This is a genomic window from Bacillus andreraoultii, from assembly GCF_001244735.1.
Taxonomy (GTDB): domain Bacteria; phylum Bacillota; class Bacilli; order Bacillales; family Caldibacillaceae; genus Caldifermentibacillus; species Caldifermentibacillus andreraoultii.
Genome location: NZ_LN868937.1, coordinates 253,061 through 267,540 on the forward strand (window position 1 = coordinate 253,061; position 14,480 = coordinate 267,540).

The 14,480-nt window shown below is 35.6% G+C and carries 11 protein-coding genes; 10 read left to right on the forward strand and 1 reads right to left on the reverse strand.

What is annotated here, in order from left to right; all coding sequences use genetic code 11:
* The first annotated feature begins 10 nt into the window (after window positions 1-10).
* From BN2144_RS06655 to BN2144_RS06670, 4 genes are all read left to right on the forward strand, one after another.
* The gene (locus BN2144_RS06655; protein WP_033827487.1) at window positions 11-655 is read left to right on the forward strand and encodes a TetR/AcrR family transcriptional regulator; all 645 of its coding nucleotides are present in this window, start codon (window positions 11-13) and stop codon (window positions 653-655) included.
* 54 nt (window positions 656-709) lie between these two features.
* Window positions 710-3,982, forward strand: coding sequence for a fused isobutyryl-CoA mutase/GTPase IcmF (icmF, locus tag BN2144_RS06660; RefSeq protein ID WP_033827488.1), 3,273 nt, complete (start codon window positions 710-712; stop codon window positions 3,980-3,982).
* 639 nt (window positions 3,983-4,621) lie between these two features.
* Window positions 4,622-5,206 (forward strand): DNA-directed RNA polymerase subunit delta, encoded by a 585-nt coding sequence (gene rpoE / locus BN2144_RS06665; protein WP_033827489.1) that lies wholly within the window; start codon window positions 4,622-4,624, stop codon window positions 5,204-5,206.
* 274 nt (window positions 5,207-5,480) lie between these two features.
* Window positions 5,481-7,088: a CTP synthase gene (locus BN2144_RS06670; RefSeq protein WP_033827490.1), complete on the forward strand. Its 1,608-nt coding sequence runs from the start codon at window positions 5,481-5,483 to the stop codon at window positions 7,086-7,088.
* Window positions 7,089-7,136: 48 nt separating this feature from the next.
* Here BN2144_RS06670 and BN2144_RS06675 read toward each other — a convergent pair whose 3' ends face one another.
* A complete protein-coding gene (locus BN2144_RS06675) occupies window positions 7,137-7,658 on the reverse strand; it encodes a DUF2529 family protein (RefSeq protein ID WP_033827491.1) in 522 nt (173 codons plus the stop codon).
* 192 nt (window positions 7,659-7,850) lie between these two features.
* Between BN2144_RS06675 and BN2144_RS06680 the strand changes: the two genes are divergently transcribed.
* From BN2144_RS06680 to rpmE, 6 genes are all read left to right on the forward strand, one after another.
* Window positions 7,851-8,234: a response regulator gene (locus BN2144_RS06680; protein WP_033827492.1), complete on the forward strand. Its 384-nt coding sequence runs from the start codon at window positions 7,851-7,853 to the stop codon at window positions 8,232-8,234.
* A 171-nt stretch (window positions 8,235-8,405) separates the two neighbouring features.
* Window positions 8,406-9,263, forward strand: a complete 858-nt coding sequence (locus tag BN2144_RS06685; RefSeq protein WP_033827493.1) for a class II fructose-bisphosphate aldolase — start codon at window positions 8,406-8,408, stop codon at window positions 9,261-9,263.
* 353 nt (window positions 9,264-9,616) lie between these two features.
* A complete protein-coding gene (locus BN2144_RS06690; protein WP_033827494.1) occupies window positions 9,617-10,903 on the forward strand; it encodes a UDP-N-acetylglucosamine 1-carboxyvinyltransferase in 1,287 nt (428 codons plus the stop codon).
* Between the two features lie 197 nt (window positions 10,904-11,100).
* Entirely contained in the window at window positions 11,101-12,063 is a 963-nt protein-coding gene (gene glpX / locus BN2144_RS06695; protein ID WP_033827495.1) for a class II fructose-bisphosphatase, read from the forward strand.
* Between the two features lie 411 nt (window positions 12,064-12,474).
* On the forward strand, window positions 12,475-13,779 hold the full coding sequence (gene rho / locus BN2144_RS06700) for a transcription termination factor Rho (protein WP_075047806.1): 1,305 nt from the start codon (window positions 12,475-12,477) through the stop codon (window positions 13,777-13,779).
* Window positions 13,780-14,090: 311 nt separating this feature from the next.
* Window positions 14,091-14,291, forward strand: a complete 201-nt coding sequence (gene rpmE / locus BN2144_RS06705; RefSeq protein ID WP_033827496.1) for a 50S ribosomal protein L31 — start codon at window positions 14,091-14,093, stop codon at window positions 14,289-14,291.
* The last annotated feature ends 189 nt before the right edge of the window (window positions 14,292-14,480 follow it).

The window sequence follows — 14,480 nt, forward strand, 5'->3', positions numbered from 1 at the left end:
GGGTGACGTTTTGACGGAGAAACAAAAGGTTCATGCTTCTGTGAAAGATGAGCGATTAATTCAAATCCGGAGGGCACAGATGGTGAAAGGGGCAATTTCTCTATTTAAAGAAAAAGGTTTTCATCGCACGACTACGAGAGAAATTGCTCGGCAAGCAGGGTTTAGTATTGGAACATTATATGAATACATTCGCTCGAAGGAAGATATTCTTTATCTCGTTTGTGATCAAATTTATGATGAAGTACAGCAAAAAATTCAAGAAGTACTCGATTTAGAAGAGGTTACTGTGGAAACGATACGGGAAGGAATTGCCTCATACTTTCGAATTATTGATGAAATGCAAGACGAGGTTCTTGTCATGTATCAGGAAGCAAAATCATTATCAAAGGAGTCCCTTCCTTACGTATTAAAGAAGGAATTTCAAATGGTTGCTATGTTCGAACAACTAATCAAGCTTTATAGTGATAACTACAAACTGAACTTAAAAAAGAGTGAAATTGCATTATTAGCACATAACATTTTTGTTCAAGGTCAAATGTGGGGGTTTCGTCGATGGGCGCTAAGAAAGTTATATACGCTTGATGAATATACTCGCATGCAAACAGATGTATTTATTCAAGGGGTCCAGGCATTTGCCCGTCCGAACGGGTCGTGACTCCCTCATTTGTTTATGAAAAGGGGAAAATTTTTTATGGCAGGGGGAGAGTTGATGGAGACGAAGGTTTATCAAGCAAAACATCCGATTCGTTTTGTAACAGCATCTAGTCTTTTCGATGGACATGACGCAACTATAAACATTATGCGTCGAATTTTACAGGCAAGTGGTGCTGAAGTCATCCATTTAGGTCATAATCGTTCTGTTGAGGAAATTGTTTTTGCTGCTATTCAAGAGGACGTCCAAGGGATTGCTGTATCTTCCTATCAAGGTGGTCATATGGAATTTTTTAAGTATATGTATGATCTCCTACAAGAGAAAGGCGCCGGTCATATAAAAATATTCGGTGGAGGAGGAGGAGTTATTCTACCGAAAGAGGCACAGGAACTCCATGAATATGGTATTGCACGTATTTTTTCTCCAGAGGATGGTAGACATCATGGCTTACAAGGTATGATTAACTTGATGCTTGAACAATGCGATTTTTCAACCATTACAGATCTATCGAATCAAATGACAAAGTTGGAAAATAACCCAGATCCATACACAATCGCGAAGTTTATTACGATGGCCGAGTATTTAGCAGATAAAAAACACCGAACGGATGAAGTCGCAACAAGTCTTGAAACGGTTTTAAAAAAGGTAAAGGATGTTGAAAGATGCGTTCCTGTTCTCGGTATTACAGGTACAGGTGGGGCCGGGAAAAGCTCATTAACAGACGAGTTAGTGCGTCGTTTTCTAAATGAGTTTCCAAATAAAAAATTAGCCATTTTATCAGTGGACCCGACAAAACAGAAAACTGGCGGGGCGCTTCTAGGTGACCGCATTCGGATGAATTCTATCTTTTCCCCACGTGTTTATATGCGTTCCCTTGCTACCCGCCGTTCAAAAAGTGAATTATCGCTTGCAATTAGAGATGCATTATCAGTTGTTAAAGCTGCAGATTTTGACCTTGTTATTATAGAGACGAGTGGAATTGGTCAAGGTGATGCGGAAGTTCGCGACATTAGTGATGTGGCTTTATATGTAATGACAAGTGAATTCGGAGCACCATCCCAACTAGAAAAAATTGACATGATTGATTTTGCCGATCTTATTGCGATTAATAAGTTTGAGAAAAAAGGTTCAGAAGATGCAAAACGACTTGTACAAAAACAATTCCAACGTAGCCATGAACGATTCCATGAACAATATGAAAATATGCCTGTATATGGAACAATTGCAAGTCAGTTTAATGACCCTGGTACGAATGCACTGTTTGCTGCAATCATTGAAAAATTAAATGAAGTTCTCCATCTAGGCTGGCACACATCTTATTCAAAAGATGAACTTGTTGAAAAACACGATATAATCATTCCGAATCGAAGAAGGTACTATTTAAGAGAAATTGTTGACACGGTAAGAAATTATCATCAATATGTCGAGGAGCAAGTAAATCTAGCGCGAAAACTATTCCAAATAGAAGGTGCACTGGAAACTGCAAAAATAAAAGATGAAAAGGGTGTTGTGATTCCGTCACTAGAGACATGGAAAGCTGAAATTACGAAATCTCTAGATGATAAGTCCTTAAATGTTATTCAATCATGGGAGGAAACAAAAGATAAATATGCAAAAGATAAGTTTGTTACAAAAATCCGTGATAAAGAAATCGCAACACAATTAAAAACAAAAACATTGTCAGGGCTCCTTATTCCGAAAGTATCTTTACCGAAATATAAAGATTATGGGGAGGTCTTGCGTTGGGTCTATAAAGAAAATGTACCTGGTGCTTTTCCGTTTACTGCTGGAGTTTTTCCATTCAAAAGAAAGGAAGAAGATCCAAAACGGCAATTTGCCGGCGAAGGGACACCGGAGCGGACAAATAAACGGTTTCATTATTTGTCAAAGGATGATCCAGCAAAACGTTTAAGTACCGCTTTTGATTCTGTAACATTGTACGGGGAAGACCCAGATTACCGACCAGACATTTATGGGAAAGTTGGTGAAAGCGGTGTCAGCGTTTGTACATTAGATGATATGAAAAAATTATACGCAGGTTTTGACCTTTGTCATCCATTAACATCGGTATCGATGACAATAAATGGTCCTGCTCCAATTATTTTGGCGATGTTTATGAATACAGCGATTAGTCAACAAGTTGAACAAAAAGAAAAAGAGTTAGGTCGACCATTAACAGAAGCAGAATATGAGGATGTTAAAGCATATACATTATCAACTGTTCGTGGTACGGTACAAGCGGATATTTTAAAAGAAGATCAAGGTCAAAATACATGTATTTTTTCCACCGAATTTGCTTTACGAATGATGGGTGATATTCAGCAATATTTTATTGATCATCGGATTCGGAACTACTATTCTGTGTCAATTTCTGGGTATCATATCGCAGAAGCAGGGGCGAATCCAATTACACAATTAGCCTTTACGTTAGCAAATGGTTTTACGTATGTTGAATATTATTTAAGTCGTGGCATGCACATTGACGACTTTGCACCAAACTTATCCTTCTTTTTCTCTAATGGTTTAGATCCGGAGTATAGTGTCATTGGCCGGGTGGCAAGGAGAATATGGGCCATCGTCATGAAAGAAAAATATGGAGCAAATGAGCGTAGTCAAAAATTAAAATATCACGTGCAAACCTCTGGGCGTTCATTACATGCGCAAGAAATAGATTTTAATGATATTCGGACGACATTACAAGCTTTAATGGCCATCTATGATAATTGCAATTCGTTGCATACAAATGCGTACGATGAAGCCATTACAACACCAACAGAAGAATCCGTACGTCGGGCGATGGCTATCCAAATGATCATTACAAAAGAATATGGATTAGCAAAAAATGAAAACCCATTACAAGGATCATTTATTATTGAAGAATTAACAGACCTTGTTGAGGAAGCGGTACTGCAAGAGTTTGAACGAATCAATGATCGTGGCGGCGTTCTCGGGGCAATGGAAAGCCAATACCAAAGAGGGAAAATTCAAGATGAGTCCATGTATTATGAAATGTTAAAGCATACGGGAGAACTCCCTATTATTGGAGTAAATACGTATATCAATCCAAACCCACCAAAAGAAGATGAGATTAATAATATGGAAGTAGCAAGAGCAACAAAAGAAGAGAAGGAATTACAAATTACTAACTTAAATGAGTTTAAAGAAAAGAATAAAGATAAAATCGATGAAGCACTACAAAAGTTAAAAAATGTTGCACTATCAGGCGGTAATATTTTTGCTGAATTAATGGAAACAGTGAAAGTAGCAAGTCTCGGTCAAATTACAAATGCCCTCTATGAAGTCGGAGGCCAATATAGAAGAAATGTGTAAAGAAGATATTTGAAAAGGTAAAGTAGAGGTAGCTAAGGGTAAGCTGGTCTATCATAGGCCAGCTTACTTCCGTTTCTTGCAGTCTTGAAATAATTTTGTTCCATATATTCCCACAATGTAAAATTTGACATCATTTTGTTTTATAATAAAATCGATAGGAAAGAGTAATTTGATGTGGTATGCTATTTCCCTTAAATAGATGTCATTGGGATGTGAACGATTTTGAAATATGTACGAATAATCGTAATTGCTATATTATTCATTTACCTCATACCAGTTTTTTATCGAATGCAATTAGGGGCAATCCCCTTTTTATTGTTATCATTATTTTTTATCCTGTTTGCCTATAAAGAATTTAAAAAGGATAACTAATTATTTTATTTCGTCTATAAATGAGGATGTTGGTCTTTTTAACAAGTAGTTATGGATAGTAAGAGTCTTTTTTCATTGTAAATCAACACTTTATGTAATTGAATGAAAAAAATTCATATGTACTAGCTACGAGAGACTAGCATAAACAGATGAGTTTTGTTTATAATGAATAATATGCTACTTGGGATGAATGTGTAATTTATACAATTATTAACAATACATATATTATTATTTTGCTTTTGTTAAAGAAGGAAAGGACGTGCAAAAGTGAGTATCGAACAATTACCAAAAGAAGAATTGCAAGAAATGTCAATGCTTGAAATCGCTTATGAATTATTATTAGAAAAAAATCAACCGATGCATTTAAATGATTTAGTCGATGAAATTGCTAAATTACTTGGTTCGACAAAGGATGAAGTTGCAGCGAACATTGCCCAATTTTATACAGATTTAAATGTCGATGGACGTTTTCTAAATATCGGAGGAAATACTTGGGGTTATAAAGGATGGTATCCTGTAGAACAATTTGAAGATGATGTCGTTCCAACCGTCCGTGTGAAGAAGAAAAAAGCTAAGGTTGCTGAACTAGAAGAAGATTTTGATGAGATAGAGGATGAAGATTTAGAGTATGAAGATCTCGACGAGTTCGTTGATGACTTTGACGGAGATGAAGAAGAAGAAGAAGAGGAAGAATTGGAAGAAGACTTAGAAGGTTTAGAAGAATTCGATGAGGATCTTGTCGATGATGAAGAAGAGGAAGAATTATTAATTGACGAAGAATTTGAGGAAGATGAGCTAGATATAGAAGAAGATGATGAATATATTGATGAAGAAAACGAGGATGATCGATAATCCGATTCTTGACTTTTTTAATTTTACTATGTATCATACTATTTGGGCTCAATAAAAACGTATATAGCATTTAAATAAAAAAGCAAATAGCTCCCTTACAATTGTAAGAGGGGCTTTTTTGTTTTTTATTTTTTTATAGGGCATGTTTAAAATTCGATAGAGATGTAACTTTACTTTAGGATTTTTAAGCTATCTCTATAAAATAGTAAGTGTAAAGTTTCCCATAAAAAAGCAAACTACGTAATATCAGTCTAGATAAGGAGAGATTTTAATTATGACAAAATATGTATTTGTCACCGGTGGGGTAGTGTCATCATTAGGTAAAGGAATTGTAGCGGCATCACTCGGTCGCTTGTTAAAAAATCGTGGGTTACAGGTAACAATCCAAAAATTTGATCCGTACATTAATGTAGACCCAGGAACAATGAGTCCTTACCAACATGGTGAAGTTTTTGTAACAGATGATGGTGCAGAAACCGACCTCGACCTGGGCCATTATGAACGTTTTATTGATATTAATTTAAATAAATATTCAAATATAACGACTGGGAAAATTTATTCTCGAGTCATTAAAAAGGAACGACGCGGTGATTATTTAGGTGCTACTGTTCAAGTAATTCCACATATAACAAATGAGATTAAAGAGCAAGTATACCGTGCTGGGAATGAAACAAATGCTGATGTTGTTATTACGGAAATTGGTGGAACAGTCGGTGATATTGAATCACTACCGTTTCTAGAAGCTATTCGCCAATTAAAGAGTGATCTTGGATCCTCTAATGTCATGTATATTCACTGTACACTTGTTCCTTATATTAAAGCAGCTGGAGAAATGAAAACGAAGCCGACTCAACATAGTGTAAAAGAATTACGAAGTCTAGGTATTCAACCAAATGTGATTGTCGTCCGCACAGAAATGCCAATCTCTGAAGAAATGAAGGATAAAATTGCTCTTTTCTGTGATATTGATCCGGCCGCCGTTATTGAATCTCGTGATGCAGACACATTATATAAAATTCCACTAGCTATGCAAGCACAAGGACTAGATACAATTGTATGTAACCATTTGAAAATTGTCAGTCATGACCCGGATATGACCGAGTGGCATCATTTAGTAAATAAAGTAAGTAACTTATCAAAAACGACAAAAATTGCTTTAGTCGGGAAATATGTGGAACTACAAGATGCGTATATTTCGGTTGTTGAGTCATTAAAACATGCAGGATTTGTTTTTGATTCTGATATCGAAGTTAACTGGATTAATGCGGAAGATGTAACAGAAGAAAATGTGAGCGAACTTCTTCATGATGCAGATGGAATTCTAGTGCCAGGTGGTTTTGGTGACCGTGGTGTAGAAGGAAAAATACTTGCGATTAAATATGCTCGTGAAAATCGTGTTCCGTTTTTAGGTATTTGCTTAGGAATGCAATTAGCTTCGATTGAATTTGCACGCCATGTTGTCGGTTTACCTGGTGCTCATACTTCTGAAATTAACCCTGATACAGAACATCCAATCATTGCCTTACTACCAGAGCAAGAAGATGTAGAAGATATGGGTGGTACATTACGTCTTGGATTATATCCATGTAAAATTGTTGAAGGTACAAAAGCCCATGCTGCTTATGAAGATCAATTAATTTACGAACGGCATCGTCACCGTTATGAATTTAACAACCATTACCGAGATATGTTAGAGAGAGAAGGCTTTGTCTTTTCTGGAGTTAGCCCAGATGGACGCCTTGTTGAAATTATCGAGTTAAAAGATCATCCATGGTTTGTTGCATCACAATTCCATCCTGAATTTAAATCAAGACCAACGAACCCACATCCATTATTTAGAGACTTCGTTGGAGCATCTTTAAACAATAAAGAAGGAAAATAAGACAAAAAAAGCTCTCTTGACCAAAATTAGGACAAGGGAGCTTTTTAATTAATTATCTTCAACCATCTCATCGATGTTATATTTTAATAGATGATAGGTATACAACGCAGCAATGGCATGAGGATACATCTTCTTTTCACCATTTTCAGTAGGAACAAGTCCTAAATCAATATGAAGATTAATAAATACGTCAGCAAGATGTTCGAGTGGGTTTGATTCATTTTTTCCAAGAGAACTAATGACAACAAAAGGAACTTGATTTTTCCTTAGTTGCCGAGCGATTGCTAATAAATCTATATCATTCGTACTCCGTGAAAACATCAATACACGATCGGCCGTAGAAAGACTTTTATGCGAATTTAGCGTCCACTCTTGCACTCTTTGTAATGGTTCTTGACCAAACTTTGCTTCTACATACACACTTCTAAATTCATCTTTCCCATAAATATAAATAGAACCTTCTCCAACGAGGGCTTGGGCAAGCACCCTTGATGCATCTTCTATATTAAGTTCTTGTTCTTCAATTTTCTTTAACCGTCCAATTAATTGGGTAGTAAAAATTTTCGACAATCTTCTTCACTCCTTTCAAATCATTTTAACAAAAAGTGATGATCGGAAAAAGTAGAAAAAAGGAACAACCATTGTAATAAGAAGGAAAAAGAGAAACGTTGTCGAATAATAACAAGGGTATATAAAAAATGAGTTATATTCACATGGTGGGAGATAATATAAATAATTTAAAAGGAATGGGGAGAAACTAGGATGGGTAAAGGGAAAATCCTAATTGTCGATGATCAATTCGGTATACGGATACTGTTGAATGAAGTATTCCAAAAGGAAGGGTATCAAACATATCAAGCTGCAAATGGATTAAAAGCAATCGAATTAGCAAAAGCACATTCACCAAATCTCGTTCTTTTAGATATTAAAATTCCCGGCATGGATGGTATTGAAATATTAAGGAGATTGAAGGAATTTAATCCGGATATTCGTGTTATTATTATGACTGCTTATGGAGAACTCGATATTATTAATGAAGCAAAAGAGTTAGGTGCACTTACACATTTTGCTAAGCCTTTCGATATTGAAGAATTATCCAAAACAGTAAATCAATATTTAACGGATAAAACAGTCGGGAAAATATAAAATAATACTAGGAAAAGAAAAATTTTCACTTTTGTAGTTTTTATCACATGGTAAAATGTTTGTGACTTTGGTATCATAGTAAATGTGTTATAACCATTTACCACCAAATCATCTACATAACTGTACTTTTGATGGAAATTGGAAATTTATCATGCTAGGAGGAAAATCATCATGCCATTAGTTTCAATGACTGAAATGCTACAAAAGGCAAAAGAAGGAAAATATGCAGTAGGACAATTTAACATTAACAACTTAGAATACACTCAAGCAATTCTTCAAGCTGCTGAAGAAACAAAATCACCTGTTATCTTAGGTGTATCTGAAGGTGCTGCTCGGTACATGGGTGGTTTTAAATTAGTTACAGCAATGGTAAAAGCTTTAATGGAAGAATATAAAATTACTGTTCCAGTTGCCATTCACCTTGACCATGGTTCAAGCTACGAATCTTGTGCAAAAGCCATTCAAGCAGGATTTACTTCTGTTATGATTGATGCAAGTCATCATCCATTTGAAGAAAACATTGAAATTACAAGTAAAGTTACAGAACTTGCTCATTTCCATGGCATTTCTGTTGAAGCTGAACTTGGAACTGTTGGTGGACAAGAAGACGATGTAATTGCTAACGGAATTATTTATGCGGATCCACAAGAATGTGTGGAACTAGTAAAACGTACAGGAATCGATGCATTAGCACCTGCATTAGGATCTGTTCATGGTCCATATAAAGGTGAACCAAAACTTGGCTTCAAAGAAATGGAAGAAATCAGTAATTTAACAGGCCTTCCATTAGTTCTTCATGGTGGTACTGGAATCCCTACAAAAGATATTCAAAAAGCCATTTCTCTTGGTACAGCGAAAATTAATGTAAATACAGAAAATCAAATCGCATCTGCTAAGACAGTTCGCCAAGTGTTAGCAAAAGATTCTGAAGTATATGATCCAAGAAAATACTTAGGACCTGCAAGAGAAACTATTAAAGAAACTGTTAAAGGCAAAATGGAAGAATTCGGTTCAGTAGGTAAAGCTTAATAATTCTACTGCCACTGTATAATAAGAAGTTATCCATTCGTTACATGAAATGGTAACTTCTTTTTTTGTATAGAAAACTCCTATCTATTTGTCTCTTTCCCTATACTTCCCAAAATACTCCCTTTAATTTTTTATCTAATAATGATAATATAATTGAACGAACAATAGAAGAATGAAAAGAACAGAAAAAAATTATAAAATCTATTTGGATAATGGACAATTAACTGTTACAATCAAATAGAATGGAAAATTTGTAATAAAAATGTAATAATAACTTTATAATTGAAATATAAGCCTACTTTCGTGATGATGGATGAAATTGTCATAACCTTATTGTAGGAAGGGAGATAATCATGGAAAAAATCAAGGTCATTGGTGGAAATCCATTGAAAGGATCAGTTAAAATAAGTGGTGCAAAAAATAGTGCAGTAGCGTTAATTCCAGCAAGTATATTAGCAGAATCACCTGTTACCATAGAAGGGTTACCAGAAATATCAGATGTTGAAGATTTAAAAGAATTATTACAAGAAATAGGTGGAGAAGTTCATTTAGAAAACCAGGAAATGACAATTGATCCATCAAGGATGACATCAATGCCGCTCCCGAATGGCAAAGTCAAAAAGTTACGTGCGTCTTATTACTTAATGGGTGCAATGTTAGGACGGTTTAAAAAGGCAGTAATTGGTCTACCAGGAGGTTGTCATCTTGGTCCACGTCCAATTGACCAACATATAAAAGGTTTTGAAGCACTCGGTGCACAAGTTACCAACGAACAAGGTGCCATTTATTTACGAGCGGACGAACTTCGAGGAGCACGTATTTATTTAGATGTTGTCAGTGTCGGTGCAACAATTAATATTATGTTAGCTGCGGTACGTGCAAAAGGAAAAACAATCATCGAAAATGCAGCAAAAGAACCAGAAATTATTGACGTGGCAACATTGCTGACAAATATGGGTGCAAAAATAAAAGGTGCAGGTACGGATATTATTCGGATTGAAGGTGTTGACCATCTACACGGATGTAAACATACAATTATACCTGACCGTATTGAAGCAGGGACTTATATGATTCTTGCAGCTGCACAAGGTGAAGGTGTACTCGTTGATAATGTCATTCCTTATCATTTAGAATCACTAATTGCTAAACTTCGAGAAATGGGTGTATCTGTTGAAACATCTGACGATCAAGTTTTTATTTCACGTGCAAAAAAATTAGTAGCAGCAGATGTGAAAACACTAGTCTATCCAGGCTTTCCTACTGACTTACAGCAACCTATTACAGCACTATTAACAAATGCGGAAGGAACGAGTGTTGTTACTGACACCATTTATTCTGCCCGTTTTAAACATATTGATGAACTTAGAAGAATGAATGCGAATATTAAAGTAGAAGGTAGATCAGCTATTATTACTGGTCCTGTGCAATTAAATGGTGCAAAAGTAAAAGCGAGTGATCTTCGTGCTGGTGCTTCGCTAATGATTGCCGGATTAATGGCAAATGGTTTAACGGAAATTACCGGTGTTGAGCACATTGATCGCGGTTATAGCCATTTAGTTGAGAAGCTACAAGGGCTAGGAGCGAATGTATGGCGCGAAACATTAACTGAAGAAGAAATCGAACAAGTGAAAAATTCATAATGTGAAAACAATAGTAGGCTCTTCTCTCATAAGGGAAGAGCCTTTTATATGCAATCATTTTATATATGTTAACATATTTCCATCTAAATGTGATAAAAATATGTTTTTTATGTATAATATGACCTATTAAATGAATAATGTGTTATAATATATCGGTAAATAGGCTATATAATATTGTTTTCAGGGGGATTAACAAAATGGAAAGAAGTTTATCAATGGAATTAGTGCGTGTAACGGAAGCTGCTGCATTAGCATCCGCAAGATGGATGGGTAGAGGTAAGAAAAATGAAGCAGATGGTGCAGCGACGGAAGCGATGCGTAATGTATTAAATACAGTCCCTATGAAAGGAACGGTAGTCATTGGTGAAGGAGAAATGGATGAGGCACCAATGCTTTATATAGGTGAGGAACTTGGAACTGGTTTTGGTCCAAGTGTAGATATTGCTGTCGATCCAATTGAAGGAACAAATATTGTTGCATCTGGGAGTTGGAATGCATTAGCGGTTCTTGCAATTGCTGATAAAGGCAATTTATTACATGCACCAGATATGTATATGGATAAAATTGCCGTTGGTCCAGAGGTGGTTGGTCAGATTGATATCAATGCACCTGTTATTGATAATTTAAAAGCAGTAGCTAAGGCAAAAAATAAAGATATTGAGGATGTTGTAGCAACAATATTGGATCGCGTGCGACATGAAAAAATTATTCATGAGATTAGAGAGGCTGGAGCGAGAATTAAATTAATTAATGAGGGGGATGTGGCCGCAGCAATCAATACCGCATTTGATAAAACAGGCGTTGACATACTATTCGGTATAGGTGGGGCACCAGAAGGCGTGATTGCAGCTGTTGCTTTGAAATGTCTAGGTGGTGAACTACAAGGTCGACTTCAACCTCAAAATGACCAGGAAATAGAAAGATGTAAAAAGATGGGTGTTGACTATAAGAAAACTTTACGAATGGAAGACTTAGTTTGTGGTGATGATGCCATTTTCGCAGCAACTGGTATAACAGATGGTGAACTATTACGTGGCGTGCAATTAAAGGGTTCACACGGACTAACTCATTCTGTTGTTATGAGAGCAAAATCTGGTACGGTTCGGTTTATTGAAGGAAGTCATAGTTTTAAAAAGAAACCAGATCTTGTAATAAGATAGAATAAGGATGTTAAACCCAATCATGTTTATGGGTATACTAAACATGATTGGGGCATTTCTTGTTCGTATGCCCAGTCATTCGTTAATTGCTAGTGGTGAAAATCCAGGCCGAATAATACTTAAGGTGCATTTGACAGAATTTGTCAAAAAAAGTAAAAAAATTTTTATTTAACAAGTCTATATTAGTACTTTAGCTTCTTTTCAAAATGTGGTAATATGTATGTGGACTAATTGCTGAATACTTAAAATAATTATTTCCCTTTTATTACTAATTATTCTATGAAGAAGTTAAAGCTGCCCCAACAGCTTACCTTACCATCACTTCTTTAATTCCCTTCAAAAGCTAAAACCCATAGATTTTAATTAGAATAATGAATCAAATGAGAAAATACTAAAAGTGTGGTGTAAATTTTGGAAGAAGTAAATGTAAATGTAAATGTTAATATTGCTCAATTAGAAAATATGAAATTGAAAGAATTGTACGAGCTTGCACGAAAATACCAAGTTTCCTACTACAGCAAATTAACAAAGAAAGAACTTATTTTTTCAATTTTAAAAGCGCGTGCAGAACAAGAAGGCTTTTTCTTCATGGAAGGTGTTTTAGATATTATTCAATCAGAAGGCTTTGGATTCCTTCGCCCGATTAATTATACGCCGAGTTCTGAAGATATTTATATTTCTGCATCGCAAATTCGACGTTTTGACTTACGTAATGGGGATAAAGTATCAGGGAAAGTCCGTCCACCAAAGGAAAATGAACGATACTTCGGTCTATTGCACGTTGAGGCTGTAAACGGGGAGAATCCTGAAACAGCGAAAGAACGTGTTCACTTTCCAGCTCTAACACCATTATATCCGGATCGGCAAATCCAATTGGAAACCGAACCGCATATTTTATCGACAAGGATTATGGATTTAGTCACACCTGTAGGCTTTGGACAACGTGGATTAATTGTTGCCCCACCAAAAGCGGGGAAGACAATACTTTTAAAACAGATTGCTAATAGTATCACAAGAAATCACCCAGAAGCAGAATTAATCGTCCTATTAATTGATGAACGTCCAGAAGAAGTTACCGATATTGAACGTTCTGTAAAAGCAGAAGTCGTAAGTTCTACTTTTGATGAAGTACCAGAAAACCATATAAAAGTAGCTGAACTAGTACTTGACCGTGCAATGCGTCTTGTCGAACATAAACGAGATGTTGTTATTTTATTGGATAGCATTACAAGACTTGCCCGTGCTTATAACCTAGTCATTCCACCAAGTGGTCGTACATTATCTGGTGGGATTGATCCAGCTGCATTTCACCGTCCAAAACGGTTTTTCGGAGCAGCCCGTAACATTGAAGAAGGTGGTAGCTTAACGATATTAGCGACTGCCCTAATTGATACAGGTTCTCGGATGGATGACGTTATTTACGAGGAATTTAAAGGTACAGGTAATATGGAACTACATCTTGATCGTTCACTTGCTGAAAGAAGAATCTTCCCAGCAATTGATATTAGAAGATCTGGGACAAGAAAAGAAGAATTGCTATTACCAAAATCTCAACTTGAAATTTTATGGGCATTACGGAAATCGTTATCCGATACACCAGATTTTGCTGAGAAATTTATAAGAAAATTACAACAATCAAAAACAAATCAAGAATTTATTTCTACGTTAACAGAAGAATTAAAAAGTAACGGTGTATCAAAAAGAACATTATCGTAGGTTCTTTCAATCAGTTTGTTCGTTTATAAAGTAAGACTGTTTTCTTAAAGGTTCGCTTTTTGATGAGGCCGTGCTTTGAAGATATGCGTCCGCCTATGTCAAAGCTTTCGATAACAGTCTTTCTGAAAGTTGTAGCTTTTTTAAAGATTACATTTTACAAGGAAATAAACAAGTTAAAATGTAACTTTTTAACAACGATCAAATATTGCTTTTCAACTATCAGCTTGCTATAATTGTACTAGTGTTTTTAAATCATGATTGATATGAATAACTCTGTTTCAGAATGATTCAGGGCAAAAGGAGTGAATAGGATGAAAGCAGGAATCCATCCAAATTATAAACGCGTTATGGTTAAATGTGCTTGTGGAAACGAATTTGAAAGTGGATCAGTTAAAGATGAAGTACGTGTAGAAATTTGTTCTGCATGCCACCCATTCTATACTGGACGTCAAAAATTTGCTTCTGCAGATGGTCGCGTTGAACGTTTCAACAAAAAATACGGTCTTAAATAATTGCGATTCATTTGCTATGCTAAATGTTTCGAATATAAAACAGGCAAGAAGGTTTGTGGACTTGCCTGTTTTTTTATGGTAATTATTTGTTTGAATACGAGTGTTTTCTTATTAAATTAGGATAAAAAGTACATTTTTTAATTTTATTTAAGAAAATCTTCGTGTATGTATGTCGGTGATGAGAGTAAA

What these genes read in the sequence shown, in the direction of transcription:
- BN2144_RS06685 (WP_033827493.1), top strand. Translation starts at nt 8,406, where the DNA reads ATGCCATTAGTTTCAATGACTGAAATGCTACAAAAGGCAAAAGAAGGA.
- BN2144_RS06670 (WP_033827490.1), top strand. Translation starts at nt 5,481, where the DNA reads ATGACAAAATATGTATTTGTCACCGGTGGGGTAGTGTCATCATTAGGT.
- icmF (WP_033827488.1), top strand. Translation starts at nt 710, where the DNA reads ATGGAGACGAAGGTTTATCAAGCAAAACATCCGATTCGTTTTGTAACA.
- rpmE (WP_033827496.1), top strand. Translation starts at nt 14,091, where the DNA reads ATGAAAGCAGGAATCCATCCAAATTATAAACGCGTTATGGTTAAATGT.
- glpX (WP_033827495.1), top strand. Translation starts at nt 11,101, where the DNA reads ATGGAAAGAAGTTTATCAATGGAATTAGTGCGTGTAACGGAAGCTGCT.
- BN2144_RS06690 (WP_033827494.1), top strand. Translation starts at nt 9,617, where the DNA reads ATGGAAAAAATCAAGGTCATTGGTGGAAATCCATTGAAAGGATCAGTT.
- BN2144_RS06680 (WP_033827492.1), top strand. Translation starts at nt 7,851, where the DNA reads ATGGGTAAAGGGAAAATCCTAATTGTCGATGATCAATTCGGTATACGG.